27 protein-coding genes are annotated in these 23,909 nt (G+C 68.7%); 21 read left to right on the top strand and 6 right to left on the bottom strand.

Annotated features, from left to right (window positions below; translation table 11 throughout):
* Nucleotides 1-36: 36 nt before the first annotated feature.
* The gene (locus VEC11_RS01015; protein WP_464128327.1) at nt 37-807 is read right to left on the bottom strand and encodes a hypothetical protein; all 771 of its coding nucleotides are present in this window, start codon (nt 805-807) and stop codon (nt 37-39) included.
* Nucleotides 808-1,119: 312 nt separating this feature from the next.
* On the opposite strand from VEC11_RS01015, the gene VEC11_RS01010 reads away from it, so the two are divergent.
* A complete protein-coding gene (locus VEC11_RS01010) occupies nt 1,120-1,857 on the top strand; it encodes a hypothetical protein (protein WP_464128324.1) in 738 nt (245 codons plus the stop codon).
* An 81-nt stretch (nt 1,858-1,938) separates the two neighbouring features.
* Here the strand turns inward: VEC11_RS01010 and VEC11_RS01005 are convergent, their stop codons facing one another.
* Entirely contained in the window at nt 1,939-3,003 is a 1,065-nt protein-coding gene (locus tag VEC11_RS01005; RefSeq protein ID WP_464128323.1) for a hypothetical protein, read from the bottom strand.
* A 27-nt stretch (nt 3,004-3,030) separates the two neighbouring features.
* Complete coding sequence (locus tag VEC11_RS01000) at nt 3,031-3,615, bottom strand: hypothetical protein (RefSeq protein WP_464128322.1); 585 nt, start codon at nt 3,613-3,615, stop codon at nt 3,031-3,033.
* A gap of 171 nt (nt 3,616-3,786) precedes the next feature.
* On the opposite strand from VEC11_RS01000, the gene VEC11_RS00995 reads away from it, so the two are divergent.
* The 6 genes from VEC11_RS00995 to VEC11_RS00970 all read left to right on the top strand — a co-directional run bounded on the left by VEC11_RS00995 (nt 3,787) and on the right by VEC11_RS00970 (nt 9,861).
* Entirely contained in the window at nt 3,787-4,785 is a 999-nt protein-coding gene (locus VEC11_RS00995) for a PhoH family protein (protein WP_464128320.1), read from the top strand.
* A gap of 156 nt (nt 4,786-4,941) precedes the next feature.
* Nucleotides 4,942-5,424, top strand: a complete 483-nt coding sequence (ybeY, locus tag VEC11_RS00990) for an rRNA maturation RNase YbeY (RefSeq protein ID WP_464128318.1) — start codon at nt 4,942-4,944, stop codon at nt 5,422-5,424.
* Between the two features lie 4 nt (nt 5,425-5,428).
* On the top strand, nt 5,429-6,319 hold the full coding sequence (locus VEC11_RS00985; RefSeq protein ID WP_464128317.1) for a hemolysin family protein: 891 nt from the start codon (nt 5,429-5,431) through the stop codon (nt 6,317-6,319).
* An 11-nt stretch (nt 6,320-6,330) separates the two neighbouring features.
* Nucleotides 6,331-7,653, top strand: coding sequence for a PQQ-dependent sugar dehydrogenase (locus VEC11_RS00980; RefSeq protein WP_464128591.1), 1,323 nt, complete (start codon nt 6,331-6,333; stop codon nt 7,651-7,653).
* 64 nt (nt 7,654-7,717) lie between these two features.
* Entirely contained in the window at nt 7,718-9,037 is a 1,320-nt protein-coding gene (locus VEC11_RS00975) for a PQQ-dependent sugar dehydrogenase (protein ID WP_464128315.1), read from the top strand.
* Nucleotides 9,038-9,081: 44 nt separating this feature from the next.
* Nucleotides 9,082-9,861, top strand: a complete 780-nt coding sequence (locus tag VEC11_RS00970) for an enoyl-CoA hydratase-related protein (protein ID WP_464128313.1) — start codon at nt 9,082-9,084, stop codon at nt 9,859-9,861.
* A 148-nt stretch (nt 9,862-10,009) separates the two neighbouring features.
* Here VEC11_RS00970 and VEC11_RS00965 read toward each other — a convergent pair whose 3' ends face one another.
* Together VEC11_RS00965 and VEC11_RS00960 are read right to left on the bottom strand one after the other, a co-directional pair.
* Nucleotides 10,010-10,414, bottom strand: a complete 405-nt coding sequence (locus VEC11_RS00965; RefSeq protein WP_464128312.1) for a hypothetical protein — start codon at nt 10,412-10,414, stop codon at nt 10,010-10,012.
* A gap of 74 nt (nt 10,415-10,488) precedes the next feature.
* Complete coding sequence (locus VEC11_RS00960) at nt 10,489-10,890, bottom strand: hypothetical protein (protein ID WP_464128310.1); 402 nt, start codon at nt 10,888-10,890, stop codon at nt 10,489-10,491.
* Nucleotides 10,891-10,983: 93 nt separating this feature from the next.
* Here VEC11_RS00960 and VEC11_RS00955 point away from each other — a divergent pair, with 93 nt between their 5' ends.
* The 13 genes from VEC11_RS00955 (at nt 10,984) to VEC11_RS00895 (ending at nt 22,084) form a co-directional block, all read left to right on the top strand.
* A complete protein-coding gene (locus VEC11_RS00955; protein WP_464128309.1) occupies nt 10,984-12,516 on the top strand; it encodes an acyl-CoA carboxylase subunit beta in 1,533 nt (510 codons plus the stop codon).
* Between the two features lie 12 nt (nt 12,517-12,528).
* The gene (locus VEC11_RS00950; protein ID WP_464128307.1) at nt 12,529-12,759 is read left to right on the top strand and encodes a hypothetical protein; all 231 of its coding nucleotides are present in this window, start codon (nt 12,529-12,531) and stop codon (nt 12,757-12,759) included.
* A 10-nt stretch (nt 12,760-12,769) separates the two neighbouring features.
* Nucleotides 12,770-13,018: a hypothetical protein gene (locus tag VEC11_RS00945; protein WP_464128306.1), complete on the top strand. Its 249-nt coding sequence runs from the start codon at nt 12,770-12,772 to the stop codon at nt 13,016-13,018.
* Nucleotides 13,015-13,413, top strand: a complete 399-nt coding sequence (locus VEC11_RS00940) for an NUDIX hydrolase (protein WP_464128304.1) — start codon at nt 13,015-13,017, stop codon at nt 13,411-13,413. Before VEC11_RS00945 ends, VEC11_RS00940 begins: the two co-directional genes overlap by 4 nt.
* A 63-nt stretch (nt 13,414-13,476) precedes the next feature.
* Entirely contained in the window at nt 13,477-13,797 is a 321-nt protein-coding gene (locus VEC11_RS00935) for a hypothetical protein (protein ID WP_464128302.1), read from the top strand.
* A gap of 28 nt (nt 13,798-13,825) precedes the next feature.
* Nucleotides 13,826-14,245, top strand: coding sequence for a methylmalonyl-CoA epimerase (gene mce, locus VEC11_RS00930; RefSeq protein WP_464128300.1), 420 nt, complete (start codon nt 13,826-13,828; stop codon nt 14,243-14,245).
* An 86-nt stretch (nt 14,246-14,331) separates the two neighbouring features.
* Nucleotides 14,332-16,476 (top strand): methylmalonyl-CoA mutase, encoded by a 2,145-nt coding sequence (scpA, locus tag VEC11_RS00925; RefSeq protein ID WP_464128299.1) that lies wholly within the window; start codon nt 14,332-14,334, stop codon nt 16,474-16,476.
* Nucleotides 16,477-16,481: 5 nt separating this feature from the next.
* The gene (locus tag VEC11_RS00920; RefSeq protein ID WP_464128298.1) at nt 16,482-17,030 is read left to right on the top strand and encodes a hypothetical protein; all 549 of its coding nucleotides are present in this window, start codon (nt 16,482-16,484) and stop codon (nt 17,028-17,030) included.
* Nucleotides 17,030-18,016 (top strand): biotin synthase BioB, encoded by a 987-nt coding sequence (gene bioB / locus VEC11_RS00915; RefSeq protein WP_464128590.1) that lies wholly within the window; start codon nt 17,030-17,032, stop codon nt 18,014-18,016. Before VEC11_RS00920 ends, bioB begins: the two co-directional genes overlap by 1 nt.
* Complete coding sequence (locus VEC11_RS00910; protein WP_464128297.1) at nt 18,013-18,501, top strand: hypothetical protein; 489 nt, start codon at nt 18,013-18,015, stop codon at nt 18,499-18,501. Before bioB ends, VEC11_RS00910 begins: the two co-directional genes overlap by 4 nt.
* On the top strand, nt 18,498-19,202 hold the full coding sequence (locus VEC11_RS00905; protein WP_464128295.1) for a lysozyme inhibitor LprI family protein: 705 nt from the start codon (nt 18,498-18,500) through the stop codon (nt 19,200-19,202). The genes VEC11_RS00910 and VEC11_RS00905 overlap by 4 nt, the downstream gene beginning before the upstream one ends.
* A complete protein-coding gene (locus VEC11_RS00900) occupies nt 19,202-21,199 on the top strand; it encodes an acetyl-CoA carboxylase biotin carboxylase subunit (protein ID WP_464128293.1) in 1,998 nt (665 codons plus the stop codon). Before VEC11_RS00905 ends, VEC11_RS00900 begins: the two co-directional genes overlap by 1 nt.
* A gap of 81 nt (nt 21,200-21,280) precedes the next feature.
* Nucleotides 21,281-22,084, top strand: a complete 804-nt coding sequence (locus tag VEC11_RS00895) for a MipA/OmpV family protein (RefSeq protein WP_464128291.1) — start codon at nt 21,281-21,283, stop codon at nt 22,082-22,084.
* Between the two features lie 166 nt (nt 22,085-22,250).
* Here VEC11_RS00895 and VEC11_RS00890 read toward each other — a convergent pair whose 3' ends face one another.
* Nucleotides 22,251-22,475, bottom strand: coding sequence for a hypothetical protein (locus VEC11_RS00890; RefSeq protein ID WP_464128288.1), 225 nt, complete (start codon nt 22,473-22,475; stop codon nt 22,251-22,253).
* Between the two features lie 69 nt (nt 22,476-22,544).
* On the opposite strand from VEC11_RS00890, the gene VEC11_RS00885 reads away from it, so the two are divergent.
* Nucleotides 22,545-23,843: a M20/M25/M40 family metallo-hydrolase gene (locus VEC11_RS00885; RefSeq protein WP_464128286.1), complete on the top strand. Its 1,299-nt coding sequence runs from the start codon at nt 22,545-22,547 to the stop codon at nt 23,841-23,843.
* Nucleotides 23,844-23,909: the final 66 nt, after the last annotated feature.

Below are 23,909 nucleotides of genomic sequence, written 5' to 3'. Positions count from 1 at the left end.
GACGCGGCAATCCAGAAGGGAGTTTGGCGGCTGGCATCATCGCTTCCGCGCCTTCGCCGCGGCCCTTCTGCGCATGCGGCGGTTGCGGGCGGGTGCGGAAGTTGACGTTGTTGACGGCACGTCGGGGAAGCATGGGTCCTCGCCGAGGTCGAAATCGCCATCGTCCAGCTCGTCCTCATCCTCTTCCGCCGGTGCGTTCGCGGCCGGGCCCCAGCGGAACAGATTGGCCGATTTCCACGGCTCCTCGTCGCCGTCCTGCGCCAGCTCGGCGATCACCTGGCGGCGCTGCCCTTCCTCGTCGCACCAGGCGTCCCGGGCCACCCAGGTCAGGGCGTCCGCCATGCCGAGCGCGGCGCGCTCCGGATGCGGGGCCCGGTCGCGCCGGTCGACATGCCTGCCGTAGCGGTACGGCTTGCGATAGCGCAGCAGGAACATGGCCAGCCGCTCGTCATAGCGGCGGTGGGTGCCGACCAGCTCGCCCTTGTAATAATGCGGCACCTCGACGCCGTTGACGGCGCGGCCGAAAGCGGCGTCCTCGACCTTGTCGACGGCGCCGTCGAGGGCGAGGTCCATGGCGAGGCGGAAGCTCTGCGCGTCGGGGCGCCGGCGGAGCGCATAGACCGCCTCATGCGACACGCCGACCTTCGCACAGGCCTCGCGGATGCAGCCGCAGGCGGCCATGGCCTGGACGAGCGCCACCTGCCGCGCCGGGGTGAGGCCGTCATGGCGGTAGCGGAGCTTCACCGGCTCGAAGTCCGGAGCGGATGGCGCGCTTTCGCCCGCGCCGCGGCGTTGGGGGTTCGTCATTCGGGATTATAGAACGGATTGGGTACTGTAGGAAACCATATTTTAAACCAATATGGTTTCGTCCGATGCAGGCGTCGTCTCTCTTGATCATTCGCCGTCGCGGCTCCGAGGTCGGTCTGTGTCACGCAAAGACGCAAAGTCGCAAAGGTGTCCGTGCGTGTTTTTGGGTTTTCGCGTCTTTGCGTAAAATCTTGCGGCGGCTGCGGAGGAAGGTGAGATGGAGCGGCGTGTCCATGCCGCCCATATTGCTGCCGGTCCTGGCGAGTTCTAGGCTGGTATGCGTCGGACAATTCCGGCCCAGAGGATGCTCGAATGATCCTGTCAGCCATCATCCTCGCCGCGGGGCTCTCGCAGCCTGAGCGGATTGATATCATGACCGAACCCTATTCCGCAGATACCATGAGGCAGTTCGAAGCCTATGTAACTTGCTTCGGTCGCGGCGCTTTCGAGCGTCGCTCGAACGCGGGCTCGCCCGTGGAGCACATGCGAGCGGCGAAGGCCGCGTGCCGAACGGAATATGATCGCCTTGTCGCGAGCATGGTCAGGGACATGGGAAGCGCAACGGGTGCAGCCGACAGGGCCCGTGCCTTCGTGGATCAAATGGATGCGAGGGCAATCATCGGCCCACCCGCGCCGGCGGCGTTGGCGCGACTTCCGGTCGAGCGCCTGACCGGCAACTGGCGCCTGGGACGGGGCTCGCTTGCCATCCACATGACCGTTCGGTTCGAAAGCGATGGGTCGCTTGTCGGGATTTTGAACCCGGCACGGGACTATTTGCCCAACGAACTCCAGCGCTGGAGAATAACCGGCGACGGGACACAGCAGGCCGTGCTCCATGCCACTTTCACCGACGGGCGGGTGGTGAGATTCGAGCGGATTCCCTCGTTCCCCGGCGAGATGCATTTCATCAATCCGGCGGACGCAGCCGTCCAGCGGATCGATCTTTCGATGGACGACGACGACCTCCTGATCCGTGTGACGAGAACCGATACAGGCCAGCAACTGAGGTTCAGTCGTCTCGGAACCGTGACAGGCGCCGCTCGAGACTAGCCACGAGCCTCGATAGCGCGAGGCCATCGCAGAAGGGGACACGTACTTTTCCGCGGAAAAGTACGTGTCCCCATTTCCCCACTAACGCGCCCCCGCCGGGCATTCCCCATCCCGCCTACCGCTCACGCTGCCGACGCCGAGGATGATCTTCGCGCGGCGCGAGAAGGTCAGAGCCTGCCAGCGGCCGCTGTTGCCGGTGGCGGTGCGGCTGCGGAGGAAGGTGAGGTGGAGCAGCTCATATTGTTCCGGATCGATCTGTCCCCAGTCGATCAGGCAGTTCCATTGCTGGACGTTCCATTCATAGTCGCGGGCGATGCCGTCCTGGTCGACGGTCCGGGCGAGCGCTTCATACCAGGCGAAGATGGCGCGGAGGCGTGGCCAGCGCTCGGCGGGCGGCATCGCGGCGAGCTTGCGGCGGAGGCGGGCGATATCCTCGTCCGGGGGGAAGCGATTTTGCTGCACCACCGTATCGATCGCCCAGCGGACCTTGCGCATCGTCATCGGGCCCTCGGGGAAGATACGCTGCAGCTCGCCGCGGACGCGCAGGAGCAGCTGGACGTAGAAATCCGCCTGGACCTGCAGCATGGCGTCGCTTTCGAAGAGCGCGGTCAGCTCGGTTTGCAGCACCGGATTGATCTGCCCGGTGGCATCGTGGGCGGCGAGAATGGCGGCGCGGCAGGGCTCGCGTACCGGCACGGCGAGGCAGTCGCGGGAGAAGAGCAGCCGGCCGTAGGTCGGAGCGAGCGCGGCCAGCGCCCGGCGGAAGCGGCGGCGTGAGCCGAAGCTCTCGCGCCATTGCGTCAGCACCGGCTGCAGGCTGCCCGTGCCGTAATTCCATTGCGACATGCCGACCGAGATGAGCTGGCTGTCGAAATTGCCGACCGGCATCGCCCAGCAGCCCATCGTCTCCGGGATCGAGGTCTCGGCCATGCGCGCGAAGATGGCGGCGCGGTCGAGGCCGATCTCGGCGAGCTGGGCGGCGGCGGCGGGGTCGATGCGGATGAAGTGGGGGGCGCCATCGCGGCTGGGGGTGTCGCCGACTCGGCGGCAGGTTTCGGCGAGCTCGGCGACGGTCTGGGCGTGGGCGGGGAGCGTAGGGAGGAAGCCAGCGGCGAGGAGGGCGAAGGCGATCAGCAGGCGTGGCACGTCGAATAACCCCCGCGACTTATCTCGTCACGGCACGCCTGCGCCGGCCGCAAGAGCGAACGCGTTCTGGCTGCGTTGCGTGACCACCCGGTCTCTGGCGAACGAGTCGAGGATGTTCTGTGGAATGCTCTCGCCGCGCCGGTAGAAGAGCAGGACGAGATCGCCAACCTGGCTGTCGGTCGCGTCACCGGCACCCCCGGACAAACAGCTGTCAGCGGAAAGGTAATGAACCCGCACGCGACGCGCGGAGCCGGAGCCCTTGAGCCAGCGGACCGGGCGGAGCGTCACGAGAGGCGATTCGTACCATTGGCCTTCGCTGCCTCGCACCCGAGTCCCGCCGATACGTTGCACGCGCGCGAGCACGACTCGCGCGGCGGTCGCCCACAGCTGATCTTCACGCGCGGCCTGGTAGGACCGAGCCTCCTGCTCCTGCCGCTCGGCGATGTCGCGATACCATCGCTCGCTCCGCGCGGCGAAATCCGCTTCGCTTTCCGCCGCGGCCCGCGGGGGCGGCGAAGGCGGAAGCGGAATGGAACAGGCCACCGCGCTCGCCGGGATGCATATGCCCAGCATGAGACCGACCATGGATGCCAGGCGGACCGAGAGTTGCATGACGCGACTATCCCGGCCCCGATGGCATTGTGCAAGGTTCAAGCGTAGAGCGACCACTGTGTCTCTCGTGCATCGCGTCCCCGCAACTGTCCGGCGCGCGCGAAAGACGCTGGCATTTCAACGCGCCGCGTCCCACCTTAGGCAGGTGACACACCCCGTCGAAAGGCCAGAATGAGCCGCAAGCCCACCGCCACAGCAGCCGAGCCCCGCGCCCGGCTGGAGATCGAGTTCGAGCAGCCGCATCTGCTCGGCCCCCTGTTCGGAGAATTCGACCGGAACCTGATCGCCATCGAGGACCGGCTCGGCGTCTATGTCGCCGCGCGCGGGTCCAAGGTGCAGATCGAGGGCGAGCCGGAGGCCGCGAACCGCGCCCGGGAGGTGCTGCTCGGGCTCTACAACCGGCTCGACGAGGGCCACGACATCGACGCCGAATTGGTCAATGCGATCATCGCCATGTCGGGCCAGCCGACCCTGGACGGAATCATCGCTCCCGAGGTGATCGAGCCGCCCAAGGTGATGATCCGCACCCGCAAGAAGACGATCGTGCCGCGCTCCAAGCAGCAGGCCGTCTATATGGAGGCGCTGAACCGGGACGACATGATCTTCGCGCTGGGCCCGGCGGGCACGGGCAAGACCTATGTCGCGGTCGCGCAGGCGGTGCAGCAGCTGATCAACGGCAGTGTCGACCGGCTGATCCTGTCGCGGCCGGCGGTCGAGGCGGGCGAGCGGCTCGGCTTCCTGCCGGGGGACATGAAGGAGAAGGTCGATCCCTATCTCCGCCCCCTGTACGACGCGCTCTACGACATGCTGCCGACCGAGCAGGTCGAGCGGCGGATCGCCTCGGGCGAGATCGAGATCGCGCCGATCGCCTTCATGCGCGGGCGCACGCTCAGCGACGCCTTCATCATCCTCGACGAGGCGCAAAACACCACGCCGCAGCAGATGAAGATGTTCCTGACGCGGTTCGGCATGCGCTCGCGGATGGTGATCTGCGGGGATCCCAACCAGACCGATTTGCCTAACGGCGTGACGTCGGGGCTGGCGGACGCGGTGTCGAAGCTGGAGGGGATCGAGAAGATCTCCATGGTGCGGTTCGGAGCCGGGGACGTGGTGCGGCATCCTTTGGTGGGCAGGATCGTCGAGGCCTATGAGGGGCCGGATCAGGCCTGATCCCCTCCCCCTCGAGGGGGAGGGTTAGGGTGGGGGTGTCGCGCGCGCGCGTTTAGCCTTCGCCACCGAGCCCCCTCCCCCTAGCCCCTCCCCGCCGGGGAGGGGGAGCGTGATAGAGCTTGCCAGTACATGCTTAGCCATTATGGCACCCGCCGCATGACGATCCTCGTTGACTCCGATGTCTCTGGCGACTGGGACAGCCAGACCGACTGGGCCGCGCTTGCGGAGCGGGCGGTGCGGGCGGCGGTGGAGCATAGCGACTGGCCCGGCCTCGCCGACACCGAGGTCTCCGTGAAGTTCACCTCCGACGACGAGGTGCGCGGGCTCAATGCGGGCTGGCGGGGGAAGGACAAGGCGACCAACGTGCTCTCCTTCCCCATGGCCGAGGAGGTCGAAGGGGCGCCGATGCTGGGCGATATCGTGCTTGCCGCCGGCGTCTGCACGCAGGAGGCGGCGGAGAAAAATGTGGCGGTCGAGAGCCATGCCACGCATCTGGTGGTGCATGGCACGCTGCATCTGCTAGGTTACGACCATGAAACCAGCGACGCGGACGCCGAGGCGATGGAGGAGATCGAGCGGCGGGCGCTCGCTTCGCTCGGCATTGCCGACCCTTATCGGATCATCGAGGTAGAACCCTAAACCCATGGAAGACGACAGTCCCGGCCAGCGCGAGGAAGGGCGCAGTTTCTGGGGAGGCCTGCGGGACCTCATCTTCGGCGGCGGCGGCGAGGCCACGCTCCGCGACCAGATCGAGGAGGCGATCGAGAATCGCGAGGGCGAGGAGCTGCGCCGCGGCGACCTTTCCCATGTCGAGCGCGAGATGCTGCTCAACATCCTCCATTTCGGCGAGAAGAATGCCGGCGACATCGCGGTGCCGCGCGGCGACATCTTCGCGGTGCCCGCCGATACCAGCTTCCCCGCTTTGATCGACGCCTTCGCCGAGGCGGGGCACAGCCGCATGCCGGTCTTCGAGGGCGGGCTGGACACGGTGATCGGCATGATCCACGTCAAGGACGTGTTCGCGGTGCAGACCGGCGCCGGGCCGGTGCCCGAGGATATTCGCAGCCTGATGCGGACGCCGCTCTACGTGCCGGAGAGCATGGGGGTGCTCGACCTGCTCGCCCGGATGCGCGCCGGGCGCACCCATCTCGCCATCGTCGTCGACGAGTTCGGCGGGACGGAAGGGCTGCTCACCATCGAGGATATCGTCGAGGAGATAGTCGGCGAGATCGAGGACGAGCATGACGAGGAATTGCCGGGCCTGCTCACTCTAGCCGAGGACGGCAGCTGGGACGCTGACGGGCGGGCCGAGCTCGAGGACGTGGCGGAAGCGATCGACGCGCGCCTTGGCGCGGTCGAGGAGGATGTCGACACGCTGGGAGGGCTCGCCTTCGTGCTGGCCGGCCGCGTGCCCGAGGCGGGCGAGACGCTGGCGCATCCGAGCGGCTGGAAGCTCGAGGTGACCGAGGCGGACACCAGGCGGGTGATGCGCCTGCGGCTGCATCCGCCCGAGCCCGCGGAAGCGGCGGATTGAGCCGGATGCCGATGCCAAAGCGCCCCGCCCTGCTGACCGCTTTTGCCGCGCTCGCCCTCGCCGCCGGCTGCGGCGACCGCGCGATCCTGCGCCCCGTCCAGTCGACCGGCGCCTATCCGCAGCTGCCCAAGCCCTTCTCGCCGGTGGTCCCGACGGTGAACATCGCCTCGGCCTGGGGCTGGCCGGCAGGCGCCATGCCGGTCGCGGCCGAGGGCCTCAGGGTCACGCAATTCGCGGACAATCTTGCCCATCCGCGCACCCTGCTGGTGCTGCCGAACGGCGACGTGCTGGTCACCGAGACCGCCTCGCCGGGCCCGGACCGCGGCCATGAGGGGCGTTCGCTGCGCGGCGCGCTCATGTACACCCTGACCAGCGAGGCCGGGGCGAACGTGCCGAGCGCGAACCGGATCATGCTGCTGCGCGACGCGGACGGGGACGGCGTCGCCGAGCTGCGCCTGCCCTATATCACCGAGGGGCTGCACTCGCCCTTCGGCATGGCCCTGATCGGGAACACGCTCTACGTCGCCAATGCGAACGCGCTCGTCGCCTATCCCTACGATCCGGCGGCGACCGGGATCAGCGCGGCGCCGCGCCAGGTCACCTGGCTGCCGGCGCAGCGCAACCTGCACTGGACGAAGAGCCTCGCCGCCGGACCGGACGGGATGCTTTATGTCGGCGTCGGCTCGAACTCGAACCGCGGCGAGAACGGGATGAACGAGGAGCGCGAGCGCGCCGCCATCTGGCGCGTCGACCCGCGCACCGGCCGGCACAGCCTCTACGCGACCGGGCTGCGCAACCCCGCGGCGATCGCGGTGCGGCCGGCCACGGGCGAGCTCTATGCGGCGGTGAACGAGCGCGACGGGCTCGGCAGCGACCTGGTGCCGGACTATCTGACGCGGGTGCGGGAGGGCGGCTTCTACGGCTGGCCCTGGTCCTATTTCGGGGGGCATATCGACACGCGGGTGCGGCCGCGGCGGCCCGACATGATGCGGCGTTCGCTGGTGCCGGACTATGCGCTCGGCGCCCATGTCGCGCCGCTCGGCATCGCCTTCAGCCAGGGCCAGCGGCTCGGGCCGCTCTATGCCAACGGCATCTTCGTCGGCCTGCACGGCTCGTGGAACCGCCGCCCGCTCGCCGGCTACAAGGTCGCCTTCGTGCGGCTGGAGAACGGGCGGCCGACCGGCGATCCGTTCGACGTGCTGGCGGGCTTCATCGACCCGACGAACCAGCGCGCCATGGGCCGGCCGGTGGGGGTCGCGGTGGCGCGGGACGGGTCCCTGCTCGTCGCGGACGATGTCGGCGGCCGGGTCTGGCGGGTCAGCGCCGCGCGCTAGCGCCGCGGAACCTCGGCGCGCTTCGAGACTTGTGAGGGCGAGCGGGGTCCGCTGGAGGCCCCTCATGGCCCGACTCTTTCGCGCTTTTGCCATCCTGCCCTTGCTCGCCCTCGCCGCCGGCTGCGGAGACCGGGCGCGGCTCGACCCCGCCCTGACCACGGGCCCGGCCCCGGAGCTGCCGCGGCCGGTGCAGCCGCTCATCCCGACCGTCCATGTCGCCCGCGCGATCGGCTGGCCCGAGGGCTTGACGCCCGTCGCCGCGCCCGGCCTCAGGGTCGCGGCCTTCGCCACCGGCCTCGCCCATCCGCGCTGGCTGCTCGTCTTGCCCAATGGCGACGTGCTGGTCGCCGAGAGCAACGCGCCGCCGCCCGCGCCGGGCTATGAGGATCACAGCATCAAGGCCTTCTTCTTCCGCATCTTCCAGCGCCGGGCCGGAGCGGGCGTGCCGAGCGCCAACCGCATCACCCTGCTGCGCGATGCGGACGGGGATGGAGTGGCGGAGATCAGGACGCCCTATCTGACCGGGCTGACCTCGCCCTTCGGCATGGCTTTGGTCGGCGACACGCTCTACGTCGCCAATGCGGATGCGCTCGTCGCCTTTCCCTACGATCCGGCGGCGACCAGCATCAGCGCGGCGCCGCGCCTGGTCACCGTCCTGCCGGCGCAGCGCAACCATCACTGGACCAAGTCGCTCGCGGTGAGCCCGGACGGGCGCCGCCTCTATGTCGGCGTCGGCTCCAATTCCAACGTCGCCGAGCATGGCATGGCCGAGGAGGAGGGCCGGGCCGCGGTCTGGGAGATAGACCCGGCGAGCGGCAGCCACCGGCTGTTTGCGACCGGCCTGCGCAATCCGGTGGGCATCGCCTTCCTGCCGGGGACGGACCAGCTCTGGGTGGTCGTCAACGAGCGCGACGAGCTGGGCAGCGACCTCGTCCCCGATTATCTGACCAGCGTCCGGCCGGGCGGCTTCTACGGCTGGCCTTATTCCTACTGGGGCCAGATCGTGGACCGCCGGCCGCGGCCGCCCCGCCCCGATCTCGTCGCCACCGCCATCACTCCCGATTATGCGCTGGGCAATCATGTCGCCCCGCTCGGCCTCGCCTTCAGCCAGGGGGCGCGGCTCGGGCCGGCCTATGCCAGCGGCGCGTTCATCGGCGAGCACGGCTCGTGGAACCGGCGCCCGGCAAGCGGCTACAAGGTCGTCTTCGTCCCCTTCGCCGGCGGCCGGCCGCAGGGCCAGCCGGTCGACGTGCTCACCGGCTTCGTCGACGCGCGGCGCCGGGCGATGGGCCGGCCGGTCGGCGTCCAGATCGCCCGCGACGGCGCCCTGCTCGTCGCGGACGATGTCGGCAATACGGTGTGGCGGGTGACGGCGGCGCGCTGACCCGTCGGGATGACTCCGTGTTGCGGGCGCGTTACGTACGCGTCATGACCTATGAGACGATCCGCTTCGACCTCTCCGACGCCGGCGTGGCGACGATCGCCTTCAACCGGCCGGACAGCCTGAACGCGCTCAACGCCGCGATGCTCGAGGAGCTGCGGGCGGCGGTGGAGAGCCTGCCCGGCTCGGGCGCGCGGGCGCTGCTGCTGACCGGCGAGGGCCGCGCCTTTTCGAGCGGCGCCGACCTCGCCAGCGGCGGCGGCCTGCCCGACGATGTCGGCGCGGCGCTGGAGGCCTGGTACAATCCTCTGGTCGAGGCCCTGTTCGCATTGCCCTTGCCGGTGGTGGCCGCGGTCAACGGCCCGGCCGCCGGCGCCGGCTGCTCGCTGGCGCTGGCCGCGGACCTCGTGATCGCCGGCCGCTCGGCCTATTTCCTGCAGGCCTTCATCAATATCGGCCTGATCCCCGATGCGGGGGCGACCTGGCTGCTGCCGCGCCTCGCCGGGCGGGCGCGGGCGATGGAGATGATGATGCTGGGTGAGCGCATCTCCGCGGAGCAGGCCTACGAATGGGGGATGATCAGCCGCGTCGTCGAGGACGAGGCGCTGGCCGCCGAGGGCGCGGCACTCGCCGCCAGGCTCGCGGCCGGGCCGACCGTCGCCTACGGCCTGCTCCGGGGGCTGGCGCGCAATGCCGGGCAGGCCTCGCTCGGCGAGGCGCTGGCCGCCGAGCGGGTCGCGCAGCGGGAGGCGGGCCGAACCGAGGATTTCAGGAAAGCGGTGTTCGCCTTCCTGCAGAAGCAGAAGCCGGAGTTCGAGGGGCGGTAGGGTGAGAGGGCTGGGCAGATAAGATGCTAGTCATCCCGGCGAAGGCCGGGACCCATGCACACCCTCCCATCAGATGAGGCGGCGTGGATCGCGCTTTCCCGGATATTCCGAGTTCATGGGTCCCGGCCTTCGCCGGGATGACTCTTTGTTACCGGGTGGCGTAGCGCAGGACCGGTTGTTCGATCTCCTCGTCGAGCAGCCAGGCCTCGGCTTCCCCGGGCTCGTCGAAGCAGCGGGCGTCGCGGCCGTCGAGCGCGCGCACGAGCTGGCTGCGGGCCAAAGTCGGGGCGGCGACGAAGGCGAGGCGGCGGGAGCGGAAGGCAGGGTCCGCCAGCATGTCGCGGAACGCGGCCACGCCCTCCTGCGACTGGATTTTCATGCCCCTGAGATCGTTCAGCGTGAGGTGGCGGTTGGGCGCGCAGCGCAGCTCGGCATGGGCGCGCCGCCGCGCTTCGAGAAAGGCATGGATGTCGGCGGGCGTGAACAGCCCGGCCATCTGGATCCGGACGAGGTCGCGCGACGGATCGACCTGGAAGGAGAAACTGGCGTTCATGCCCGCTGCCTAATCCTCACCCGCCTACCAATTCCCTAAGTCTGCCTGTGCGCTTTTCCGAAGGCCATGCCCTGCTAGCCGGCCTGCCGCAATTCCTGGACCGCCTGCTCGCCGGCGAAGAGCCAGGCTTCCGCGGATGCCAGGTCGGTGAAATAGCGCGTGTCGCACGAATTGATCGCCCGATTGGCCTGGCCGCGGGCCATGGCCGCGTCCACGACGATGGCGAGCTTGCGCGCCTTCTCCGCCGGCACGGCGAGACCCTGCTGGAAGGCCTGGATGACCTCCTGGGACTGGATCTTCATGCCCCTCAGGTCATTCAGCGTCATGTGGGCGTTGGCCGGCAGGCCGAGCGCGGCATGGGCCTTGCGCCGGGCATCGAAGAAGTCGGCGACATCCCTGAGTCCGTAAAAGCCGTGCATGCTGATCCGCACCAGCCCGCGATCCCGATCCAGGGTGAAGGTGAACTTGCTGCTCATGGGCGGCCGCTTAGCCGATTTGGCCTACCAATTTGCTAAGGCCGGGCGCGGCCGGGTTTGCCTCCGTCCGCGCCGCCGCATAAGGACGGGAGCATGGGAACGACGATCGAAGAGCTCGAACGGCGCCGGGCGGCGGCGCGCCTCGGCGGCGGCGAAAAAAGGATCGAGGCGCAGCATGCCAAGGGCCGGCTGACCGCGCGCGAGCGCCTCAGGGTCCTGCTCGATCAAGGCTCGTTCGAAGAATATGACATGTATGTCGAGCATAATTGCGTCGACTTCGGCATGGCGGACCAGGTCTTCCCCGGCGACGGCGTGGTCACCGGCTCGGGCACGATCAACGGCCGGCTCGTCTATGTCTTTGCGCAGGATTTCACCGTGTTCGGCGGGAGCCTCAGCGAACGGCACGCGCAGAAGATCTGCAAGGTCATGGACATGGCGATGAAGGTCGGCGCGCCCGTGATCGGCCTGAACGATTCAGGCGGTGCGCGCATTCAGGAGGGCGTCGCCAGCCTCGCCGGCTATGCCGAGGTCTTCCAGCGCAACGTGCTCGCCTCGGGCGTGGTGCCGCAGATCAGCCTGATCATGGGGCCCTGCGCCGGCGGCGCGGTCTATTCGCCGGCGATGACCGACTTCATCTTCATGGTGAAGGACTCCTCCTACATGTTCGTCACCGGGCCGGACGTGGTGAAGACGGTGACCAACGAGGTGGTGACCCAGGAGGAACTGGGCGGCGCGATCACCCATACGACCAAGAGCGGCGTCGCCGACGTCGCCTTCGAGAACGACATCGACGCGCTGCTGGCGACGCGCGATTTCTTCGACTTCCTGCCGCTCTCCAACCGCCACGACCTGCCCGAGCGGCCCTGCCACGATCCCTGGGACCGGCAGGAGGACAGCCTCGACACGTTGATCCCGGACAGCGCCAACAAGCCCTATGACATGCACGAGCTGATCCGGAAGGTGGTGGACGACGGCGACTTTTTCGAGCTGCAGCCGGCGCATGCCGCGAACATCATTGTGGGGTTCGGCCGGATCGAGGGGCGGACGGTCGGGGTCGTCGCCAACCAGCCGATGGTGCTGGCCGGGGTGCTCGACATCAAGAGTTCGAAGAAAGCGGGGCGGTTCGTGCGCTTCTGCGACGCCTTCGACATCCCGATCCTGACCTTCGTCGACGTGCCGGGCTTCCTCCCCGGCGTCGCGCAGGAGCATGAGGGGATCATCAAGAACGGCGCAAAATTGCTCTTCGCCTATGCCGAGGCGACGGTGCCCAAGATGACCGTGATCACCCGCAAGGCCTATGGCGGCGCCTATGACGTGATGGCGTCGAAGCATCTGCGCGGCGACCTCAATTATGCCTGGCCGACCGCGGAGATCGCGGTGATGGGGGCGAAGGGGGCGGTGGAGATCATCTTCCGCAAGGATATCGGCGACCCGGAGAAGATCGCCGAGCGGACGGCGGAATATGAGGCAAGGTTCGCCAATCCGTTCGTGGCGGCCTCGAAGGGCTTCATCGACGAGGTGATCATGCCGCACTCCACAAGGCGGCGGATCGCTTTGGGCTTAAGGAAACTCAGGAACAAGCAGCTCGAAAATCCCTGGAAGAAGCACGACAATATCCCGCTCTAGAGGAGGTTCGTCATGAGATCCGAAACGACTCCCTTCTGGGTGACGACGATCTGGGCTTTGGGCTTCTTCATGCTGCTCGCCGCCGGGATCGCCCTCTACAAGGGCGAGGTGAAAATCACGCGCAACACCAGCTACAGCAGGGCGGAACAGCCGGAAGCTTTCTGGGGCTGGGTGGGCTCCTACCTCGCGATCGGGGCCGTCGCGTTTATCTGGGGCACGCTGCACTTCGGACCGGGCGGCTGACGGCGATCGCATGACCTTCCAGGGCGAGAATTTCTTCGTCGGGCTGGTGGCGCTGGCGCTGCTGCCGGTGGTGGGCTGGCGGATCTGGCGGGGGATCAGATACGGGCAGCTGCCGGTCTACAAGACGCGGGTCGACCGCGACGTGGGGGCGGCGAAGTTCAACACCCTGCTCGCACTCCACATCCTCGTCTTCCTGCTGATCGCGGTGATCGCCGTCGACCTGCTGTTCGGCCTCGGCCTCAAGGAAAGGTTGTTGTGAGCGTGATCCGGATCGCCGCAGCGGTGATCGTGGCGGCGGACGGGCGGATGCTGCTGGTGCGCAAGCGCGGGACCGCCGCGTTCATGCTGGCGGGCGGCAAGATCGATGCGGGCGAGTCCGCCCTCGAGGCGCTGCGGCGGGAGATTGCGGAGGAGCTGGGCTGCGGGATCGGCGCCCAGGTGACGCCGCTCGGCAGGTTCAGCGCGCCGGCGGCGTTCGAGGCCGGGCATATCGTCGAGGCGGACCTGTTCGCGGTCGCGCTGGACGGCGAGATCCGGCTTGCCGCCGAGATCGAGGAGGTGGCGTGGCACGATCCGCACGACCTCGACTCCCGCCCGCTCGCCCAGCTGGCGCGGACGCATGCGCTGCCGCTGGCGCGGAGGCTCGGGCAGTAAGGGGAAGTGACCGGTCATCCGGTTAGACTTCCTTTGCCTTTTCGGGCGAAGATAGCGGGTATGATGCCGAAAAAGCCTATCAAACCGCTCGGCATAGCGGTCATCGCCCTTGCCATCCTCTGGTTCCTGGCGGCGGTGTTCGCAGCGCGATATCTGGCGGCCTGGCTCTACGCGGTCGACATCCCGGACCGCGAGCAGATCAGGACGGCGAGGGCGGTCATCGCCGCGCCCTTTGCCGTGCCCTTTCTCCTCGCCACGCTCTGGCTCTACTGGAACCAGCGGCGCGAGGACAAGGCGATACGCCGGCGGCGCTGGTTCGCCGCCAAACTCGCCGATCCGAGCCACGAACTGAGGCTGGACAGGGAGCGCCGGGACGTGGATTGAGCGCTCCTGCCATTTGCGGGAGCGTGACATGCCCATCGGCCGCCTGAACCATGTCGGGGTCGCCACCCCTTCGATCGAGAAGAGCGTCGCGCTTTATCGCGACCTGCTGGGGGCGACGAAGATCCATGAACCGTTCGACCTGCCGCCGCAGGGGGTCCGGGTCTGCTTCGTCGATATGCCGAACAGCCAGATCGAGCTGATCGAGCCATTGGGCGAGGCCTCGCCGCTGCACAATTTCCTCGCGAAGAATCCGGCGGGCGGGCAGCATCATGTCTGCTTCGAGGTGCCGGACATCCACGAGGCGAAGGCGGAGATGGACGCGAAGGGCGCGAAAGTGCTTGGCGAGCCGCGCATCGGCGCGCATGGCACGCCGGTGATCTTCGTCCATCCGAAGGATATGGGCGGGGTGCTGGTTGAACTGATGGAGACGCCGAAGGGTGAGCATTAGCGTCGTGCTCCGGCGAAGGCCGGAGCCTTGGGTCACAGGGTGCGGCCTCTTTCGGCCAGCGCTCCGGCCTTCGCCGGAGCACGATGGTGGCTGACAAGAAACCCGCCAGGGCCGACTGGGAGGCGGCTGCCGCGAAAGAGGTGAAGGGCAAGGACCTCGTCTGGCGGACGCCGGAGGGGATCGCGGTGCGGCCGCTCTACACCGCCGAGGATGCGGAGGGGCTCGACCCCGGTTTGCCCGGCTTCGCGCCGTTCACGCGGGGCCCCTATGCGTCGATGTATACCGGCCGGCCGTGGACGATCCGCCAATATGCGGGCTTCTCGACCGCCGAGGAGTCGAACGCCTTCTACCGCCGCAACCTCGCCGCCGGGCAGAAGGGGCTCAGCGTCGCCTTCGATCTGGCCACCCACCGGGGCTATGACAGCGACCATCCGCGCGTGGTCGGCGACGTCGGCAAGGCGGGGGTGGCGATCGACACGCTGGCGGACATGCAATTGCTGTTCGACGGCATCCCGCTCGGCGAGATGAGCGTGTCGATGACGATGAACGGCGCGGTGCTGCCGGTCATGGCCTTCTACATCGTCGCCGCGGAGGAGCAGGGCGTCAGTCAGGCGCAGCTGACCGGCACGATCCAGAACGACATCCTCAAGGAGTTCGCGGTCCGCAACACCTATATCTACCCGCCCGAACCCTCGATGCGGATCGTCGCGGACATCATCCAATATTGCTCGGCGCACATGCCGAAGTTCAACTCGATCTCGATCAGCGGCTATCACATGCACGAGGCGGGGGCGACGGCGGTGCAGGAGCTGGCGTTCACGCTGGCCGACGGCATGGACTATGTGCGGGCGGCGCGGGCCAAGGGGCTGGACGTGGATGCGTTTGCCCCAAGACTCTCCTTCTTCTTCGGCATCGGCATGAACTTCTTCATGGAGGTGGCGAAGCTGAGGGCGGCGCGGCTGCTCTGGTGGCGGATCATGGAGGGGTTCGGGGCGAAGGCCGAGAAGTCCAAGATGCTGCGGACGCACTGCCAGACCTCGGGCGTGTCGCTGACCGAGCAGGACCCGTACAACAATGTGATCCGCACCACGCTGGAGGCGCTGGCGGCAGTGCTGGGCGGGACGCAGAGCCTGCACACCAACAGCCTGGACGAGGCGGTGGCGCTGCCGACAGACTTCTCCGCCCGGATCGCGCGCAACACGCAGCTGGTGATCGCCGAGGAGAGCGGGATCGCCAATGTCGCCGATCCGCTCGGGGGCTCTTATTATGTCGAGAGCCTGACCAACGAGCTGGCCGAGAAGGCCTGGGCCCTGATCCAGGAGGTGGAGGGCCTCGGCGGGATGACCAATGCGGTCGCGCAGGGCATGCCGAAACGGATGATCGAGGAGGCCGCCGCCGCGCGCGCCGCCCGGGTCGACCGGGGCGAAACGGTGATCGTCGGCGTCAACCGCTACCGCAAAGCGGAGGAGGATCATCTCGACATCCTCGAGGTTGACAATGCGAAGGTCCGGGCGGGGCAGATAGCGCGGCTGAAGGCGACGCGGGCGGAGCGGAACGAGGCGAAGGCGGAGGCCGCGCTGCAGGCGCTGACCGATGGGGCGAAGGGCGAGGCGAACCTGCTGGCGCTCTCCGTGGAGGCGGCGCGGGCCCGTTGCACTTTGGGCGAGATCAGCCTGGCGCTGGAGGAGGCGTTCGGCCGCTACGGCACGGTGCCGACGCCGGTGCAGGGCATTTACGGCGGGGCCTGGGCGGACGATCCGGCCTGGGACCGGGCGCGGCACGGCGTCGGCGCAGTCGGCAACCGGCTCGGGCGCAAGCCGCGTATGCTGGTCGCCAAGATGGGGCAGGACGGGCATGACCGCGGCGCCAACCTCGTCTCCTCCGCTTTCGCCGATCTCGGCTTCGAGGTGGTGCCGGGTCCGCTCTTCCAGACCCCCGAGGAAAGCGCCCGGCTCGCGGTGGAGAAGGATGTCGACGTCGTCGGCGCCTCCAGCCTCGCCGCGGGCCACAAGACCCTGGTGCCGGAGCTGATCGGCCATTTGCGGGAGATGGGCCGGCCCGACATCAAGGTCGTGGTCGGCGGCGTCATCCCGGCTCAGGACTACGACATGCTCCGCGAGGCCGGGGTGCAGGCGATCTTCGGGCCGGGCACGAACCTGGTGGAAGCGGCGGGGGAAGTGTTGAAGCTTCTGGGGCACAACCTGCCGCCGCTGGAAGAGGCTGCCGAATGATCGGATTGCTGGTCTTCCTCGCCGCCCAGAGCGCTGCGGCGGCACCCGAACGCGCCTACGACATCCGCACCTTCGACCAGGCCTGGCAGGATTTCGAGCGATTTTGCGTGGCGCCGCTGCCGAGCCCGCGGCGCTTCGCAGCCGCCATGGACAGCGCGGGTATTCACTGGCGCCGCGTGCCACGGACGCCGGAGCAGATATGGGGCTCGGGCAACGAATGGCGCTCGAGCATCGGTGAGATCACCTACCACTACACGCCGGACATCGTGCACGTGATCGGCGGCCCGGCCTGTCACCTCGAATTCCGGACCGATGCCGCCTATCGGCATGACGAGGCCGCCGCCCTGGTCGAGCGACGGCTCGGTCTGCCGCGCGGCACGGACAGCGGCGGGCGGCGCGCGATGCAAATGCGTTGGGAAATGCGTCGCGCCGATGGCATGGACATCCGCGTCTTTCTCAGCTCGAACATCGCAGTTCCCGGCGGGACCGGGGCAAGACTCTCCATATCGCGGCGTAACCTGGCGCCGCTTCCGCGGGAAATGACCGGACGATGATGCGTACAGACTGGACCCGCGGCGAGATAGCCGCGCTGTTCGAGCGACCGCTCCTCGACCTGCTCTGGCAGGCGCAGCAGGTGCATCGGCGGCATCATGCGCCGAACGAGGTGCAGCTCTCCACCCTGCTCAGCATCAAGACCGGCGGCTGCCCGGAAGATTGCGGCTATTGCTCGCAGTCGGCGCACGCGAAGACGGGGCTGAAGGCCGAGAAGCTGATGGATGTGGACGCCGTGCTCGCTTCCGCCGCCGAGGCGAAGGCGGCGGGGTCGGGGCGGTTCTGCATGGGCGCGGCCTGGCGCGAGCCCAAGGACCGGGACATGGACGCGCTCTGCGAGATGGTCGCGGGCGTGAAGGCGATGGGGCTGGAGACCTGCATGACCTTGGGCATGCTGACGCAAGGACAGGCGGACCGGCTCGCGGCGGCGGGGCTCGATTATTACAATCACAATCTCGACACCTCGCCCGAACATTATGGCGCGATCATCACCACCCGGACCTGGCAGGAGCGGCTCGACACGCTGGAGGCCGTGCGCGCCTCGGGCATGGCGGTCTGCTGCGGCGGCATCGTCGGCATGGGCGAGACGCGCGAGGACCGGGTCGGCTTCCTCCATGCCCTGGCCACCCTCCCCGCCCATCCGGAGAGCGTGCCGATCAACGCTTTGGTGCCGGTAAAGGGGACCGTGCTCGGCGACATGCTGGCGGGGACGCCGCTGGCGAAGATCGACGACATCGAGTTCGTCCGCACCGTCGCGGTGGCGCGGATCACCATGCCGCGCTCGATGGTCCGCCTCTCCGCGGGGCGCGAGAGCATGAGCGAGTCGACGCAGGCGCTCTGCTTCCTCGCCGGCGCGAACTCGATCTTCACCGGCGACAAATTGCTGACCACGCCCAATGCGGGCGACAATGCCGATGCGGCGCTCTTCGCGAAGCTCGGGCTGGTGGCGATGACGAGCGAGGAACCGGCCCGGGTGGCGGCGGAATGAGTCTGGCCGCGCTCATGCTCGTCTTGCAGGTCGACCCTGTCGGGCCGCCGCTCGATGCCCAGACCGTGAGCGAGGGCTTCCAGACGATTTGCGTCCGGCACGTGACCGATCCGGCGGCGTTGCGCGCGGCCCTGCGCCGCTCCCCGCTTCGCTTCGTGCGGGCTGCGAACGAGGGGCGGTTCGAGGTCTACCGGGCGGGCGGCGCGACCGTGCGCTTCGAGCCCGGTACGGGCTGCGCGTTCGACGCGCGTCTGGCCAGCCGAAGCGAGGCCGACCGTGCCATCGCCCAGGTGTCGAGGACGAACCGAAGGCCGATACCGCCGGGCGCGGTGAACCATCCCGGCACCGCCGCCCGTTACCGGTGGGAGCCGGAAGCCGCCAGCCGGGTCGGCCTTGCTGCCTCGATCGATTGGGGGCGTCTCGGCGCCCCCGACCGGACGCCGGCAACCATCTCCCTCTGGGCATATCGGAGGTCCGAACCATGAGCATTGCCCTGCCCCTTGCCCTGTTGCTCGCCGCGCAGGATCCCGCCTGGAATTGCGACAATCCGCAGGCGCAGCAGGAGATGAACTATTGCGCGGCGCAGGATGCGGAGCGGGCCGATGCCGAGCTCAACAGCGTCTACCGCACCGCGATCGAACGGGCGCGCGCGGCCGACCGCGAATATGCGGGCCTCGCCGACGGCGGCGGCGGCCCGAGTGACGGCGGGCCCGGCGAGGAGGCGACCCTGCGCGAGGCGCAGCGCGCCTGGGTGAGCTTCCGCGACGCCCATTGCCGGCTGGAGAGCTTCGAGGCGCGGGGCGGGACGATGCAGCCGATGCTCGACAGCGGCTGCAAGGCCACCCTCACCCGCGCCCGCACCGCGGAGCTGCGCGGCCCCAATCCCGATTGCCCGGAAAATCCCGAGCCCGCGCAGCTCATGCAGTGCCTCGAGCGCGGGCTGACGCGCGCCGATGCGGCGCTGAACCGGCAGTGGCAGGAGGCGTTGACGGCGCTGCCCAACAGCGCGGAGCAGCTGCGCACCGCACAGCGTGCCTGGCTCGCCTATCGCGACGCCCATTGCGCGGTCGCGATTCCCGCCGTGGCCAGCGTGGAGACGCAGAATCTGGAGGGCGTGCTCTGCCGCACCCGGCTGACCGAGGCGCGGACGCGCGAGCTCGCCGACCTCGCCGCGATGGGCGAATGATGTTCAGGAAGATCCTGATCGCGAACCGGGGCGAGATTGCCTGCCGCGTCATCCGGACGGCGCGGAAGATGGGGATCGCCACGGTGGCGGTCTATTCGGACGCCGACGCGCGGGCGCCGCATGTGCTGATGGCCGACGAGCGCGTCCGGCTCGGGCCGCCGCCCGCGTCGGAGAGCTATCTCAACGCCGAATTGATCATCGACGCCTGCCGCGCGACCGGGGCCGAGGCGGTGCATCCGGGCTATGGCTTCCTTTCGGAGCGGGAGAGCTTCGCGCGGGCGCTGGCCGAGGCGGGGATCGCCTTCATCGGGCCGCCGCCCGAGGCGATCGCCGCGATGGGCGACAAGATCCAGTCGAAGAAGCTGGCCAAGGAGGCCGGGGTCAACGTCGTCCCCGGCTATCTGGGCGAGATCGCCGACACGGACGAGGCCGTCCGCATCGCCGGCGAGATCGGCTATCCGGTGATGATGAAGGCCTCGGCCGGCGGCGGCGGCAAGGGCATGCGCCTTGCCTGGTCCGAGCAGGACGTGCGCGAGGGCTTCGAGGCGACCAGGCGCGAGGGCCTGGCCAGCTTCGGCGACGACCGCGTCTTCATCGAGAAGTTCATCGAGCAGCCGCGCCATATCGAGATCCAGGTGCTCGGCGACCAGCACGGCAACATCCTCTATCTGGGCGAGCGCGAATGCTCGGTGCAGCGGCGCCACCAGAAGGTGGTCGAGGAAGCGCCCTCCCCCTTCGTCACGCCGGAGATGCGCAAGGCGATGGGCGAGCAGGCGGTCGCGCTGGCGCGGGCCGTCGGCTATTATTCGGCGGGCACGGTGGAGCTGATCGTCTCCGGCGCCGACAAGACCGGCCAGGGCTTCTACTTCCTCGAGATGAACACGCGCCTCCAGGTCGAGCATCCGGTGACCGAGCAGGTGACCGGGCTCGACCTGGTCGAGCAGATGATCCGCATCGCGGCGGGCGAGCGGCTCGGCTTCGGCCAGAGCGCGGTCGCGATGCTCGGCTGGTCGGTCGAGACCCGCATCTATGCCGAGGATCCCTATCGCGGCTTCCTGCCCTCGACGGGCCGGCTCGTCCGCTACCGCCCGCCGGCGGAGAAAAGCGGCGTGCGCGTCGACGACGGCGTCGCCGAGGGCGGCGAGGTTTCGATGTTCTACGATCCGATGATCGCGAAATTGATCACCAGCGGCGCGACGCGCGAGGAGGCGATCGACCGGCAGATCGAGGCGCTGGACGGCTTCCGCATCGAGGGGATCGGCCACAATGTCGATTTCCTCTCCGCGCTGATGCAGCATCCGCGCTTCCGCGCCGGCGAACTCACCACCGGCTTCATCGCCGAGGAATATCCGGAAGGGTTCCGGGGCGCGCCCGCGGACGAGAGCCTGATCGAGGACCTGGCGCTGATGGCCGGGATGATCGGCAACGCGATGGACCTCCAGGCCGGCAGCGTCAGCGATACCCTGAACGGCAGCGTGACCCCGCCCGAGGAGCGCGTCGTCCGCCTCGCGGGCGCCGAACATGCGGTGCGCTTCGACCGCTTCGACGGCGGGCTGATCGGCTATGTGGACGGGGGCACCGGCCGCGAGGTGATCGGCGAGTGGCAGCCCGGCAGCGCCCTGTTCACGGCGCGGATCGACGACCGCAAGCGCATCGTCCAGGTCGCCCGCAAGGGGCGGCAGTGGCGGCTCACCACGCGCGGCGCCTCCCATCTCGTCGACGTGCTGCCCAGGCATGTCGCCCTGCTCTCGCGCCATATGATCGAGAAGGTGCCGCCGGACCTGTCGCGCTTCCTGATCTGCCCGATGCCGGGCCTGCTCACCCGGCTCGACGTCGGCGCGGGCGACAAAGTCGAGGCCGGCCAGCCACTCGCCGTGGTCGAGGCGATGAAGATGGAGAATATCCTCCGCGCCGAGAAGGCGGGCGTCGTGAAGGCGGTCAATGCGAAGCCCGGCGACAGCCTTGCGGTGGACGCCGTGATCCTGGAGTTCGAATAGGGCCTGTTACCGGAACGGCACAGTAACGAGCTATTTCGCCCCTCCCCGCAACGATTTGGAAGGAAAGCGGTTCTGGCGACCATGACGAAGCCCATGCACCCGCTCCGCCCGGCCGCGCTGATCGGCGCCGCCGCCTTCGCCCTCCTTGCCGCCGGCCCCGCCGCTGCCCAGCGCACAGTGACGCTCGGCATCGGCGCCCAGACCTATCCCAAATATCCGGGCGGCGACAATTACGGGATCAGCCCGTTTCCGATCTTCGACCTGCGCCGTCCCGATCAGCCGATCACCTACGAATCCGCGGACGACGGCGCCGGCTTCGGCATCCTCGGCCGCGACAGCGTGATCAATTTCGGGCCGGCGATCCGCTTCCAGAACAAGCGCGAGGAGGACGATGTCGGGGCCGCGGTCGGCGATGTCGGCTTCACCGTCGAGGTGGGCGGCTTCGTCGAGGTGCTGCCCTCGCGCAACTTCCGGATCCGGGCCGAGCTGCGCAAGGGCCTCGGCGGCCACCGGGCGCTGACCGGCAGCCTCGGCGCCGACGTCATCTTCCGCGACGACCAGAATTACATCTTCTCGATCGGGCCGCGCGTGCGCTGGGCGGACAACAAATATCATGACCGCTATTTCGGCGTGACCCCGGCCGTCGCCGGCGCGACCGGCCTCGCCGCGCTCGATCCGGACGGCGGCATCTATGCGGTCGGCGGCATCGCCAATTTCACCCACCGGCTCGGCCGCAACTGGGGCGTCCAGGCCTATGCCGGCTATGACCGGCTGGTCGGCGACGCCGCGGACAGCCCGATCGTCCGCACCTTCGGCTCGCGCGACCAGTTTTCGGGGGGCGCGGGGCTGTGGATCGAGTTCAACGTCGGCGGCGGTTCACGCTGACCGCTCAACGGAATGAAGCACTGAAATAGTCATCCCGGCGGAACCGGGACCCATGAACACCATGGGAAGAGTTGAGGCCGGAGCGGCAGGCGCGTTTCCGGAGAGCACAGCGTTCATGGGTCCCGGCTTTCGCCGGGATGACTCCTGAAAATCTCCCCGGCCGCAGTCAGTCGTTCGTCCGTCCCAGATCGTCGGGCGGTTCGGCTTCGGCGGTCCCGGCGTCATTCTCGACATCGCCTTCGACCGTGCTTTCGCCGGCCAGCAATTGCGCGTCCTCGGAGCCGCGCTGGCCGAACAGGCCCTTCGACTGGCCGATGCCCGGATTCTGGTCGAGATCGTCGGGCAGCTGCGCTTCCTCCTGCTTGTCCGCGGGGACTCGGGGATCGGTCATCGTCTCTCTCCTCGTCGGTTCAACGCATCGGCCTTTGACTTCGCTCCCCAAGCCGTGGTGAGGAAAGATATGCGCCTGCTCCTTCCCCTGCTCGCCCTTCTCCTCTTCGCCGCGCCGGCCCAGGCCCAGCTCTCGGGCGAGGAAAGGCGGATGGCGGCGGCGGTGGACGCGGAGCAGGACCGGACGATCGCCCTGCTCGAGCGGCTGGTGAACCAGAATAGCGGCTCGCTGAACCTCGAGGGGGTGCGCGCGGTCGGGGAAATGATGCGGGCCGAGCTGGAGCCGCTGGGCTTCACCGTCCGCTGGGCCGACATGCGCGAGACCGGCCGCGCCGGCCATCTGATCGCCACCCATCCGGGGCGCGGCCGCAACGTCCTGCTCATCGCCCATCTCGACACGGTGTTCGAGCCGGACAGCCCGTTCCAGCGCTTCACCCGGCAGGGCAATCGCGCGACGGGGCCCGGCGTCGGCGACGACAAAGGCGGCATGGTCGTGATCGTCGCGGCGCTGCGCGCGATGCAGGCGGCGGGGACGCTGCGCAATGCCAATATCACCATCGTCCTCACCGGCGACGAGGAACGGACCGGCTCGCCGATCGCCGTCGCCCGGCGCGACCTGATCGAGGCCGGGCGCGTCGCCGACTTCGCGCTGGAATTCGAGAATCTGGCCCGCAACGACGGCCGCGACATGGGCTCGATCGCCCGGCGCAGCTCGACCAACTGGACGCTGACCGCGCGCGGCCGCACCGGCCACAGCTCGGGCGTCTGCGGCGAGACTATGGGCTGCGGCGCGATCTACGAGCTGGTCCGGATCCTCGACGCCTTCCGCCGCGAGCTGCCCGAGCCCAACCTGACCTACAATGTCGGGGTGATGGCGGGCGGCACGCCGGCGGCGCTTGACGAGACCGGCTTCCGCGCCAGCGCCTCGGGCAAGACCAACGTCGTCGCCGCCGCCGCCGTCGCCCGCGGCGACCTGAGGAGCCTGACGCCCGAGCAGGATGCGCGCGTCCGGGCGCAGATGCAGGCGATCGTCGCGCAGCATCTGCCCAACACCAGCGCCGAATTGGTCTTCGGCGAGGACGGCTATCCGCCGATGGCGCCGACCGAGGGCAACCGCGCCTTGCTCGCCCGGCTCAACGGCGTGAACCGCGACCTGGGGCTCCCCGAAATGCCCGAGCTCGACCCGTCACGGCGCGGCGCCGCCGATTCCGCCTTCGTCGCCGCGGACGTGGACACGCTTGCGGGACTCGGCGCCGCGGGCGGGGGCAGCCATGCCGAGGGCGAGTGGGTCGACCTCGAGTCCCTGCCCCGCCAGGCCAAGCGCGCCGCGATCCTGATCACCCGGCTGACGCGGGAGCGAAGGCGTTGAATCTGCACGGGCTTGCGCTGGGTGTATTATTCATGTAAGTCACCTGTCGTCATTCAGGGGACCATG

Origin of the sequence: Allosphingosinicella sp. (assembly GCF_035626655.1) — a bacterium.
Classification (GTDB): domain Bacteria; phylum Pseudomonadota; class Alphaproteobacteria; order Sphingomonadales; family Sphingomonadaceae; genus Allosphingosinicella.
Note: the sequence above shows the minus strand (reverse complement) of the source record. Positions and strands in the feature narration are given on the sequence as shown.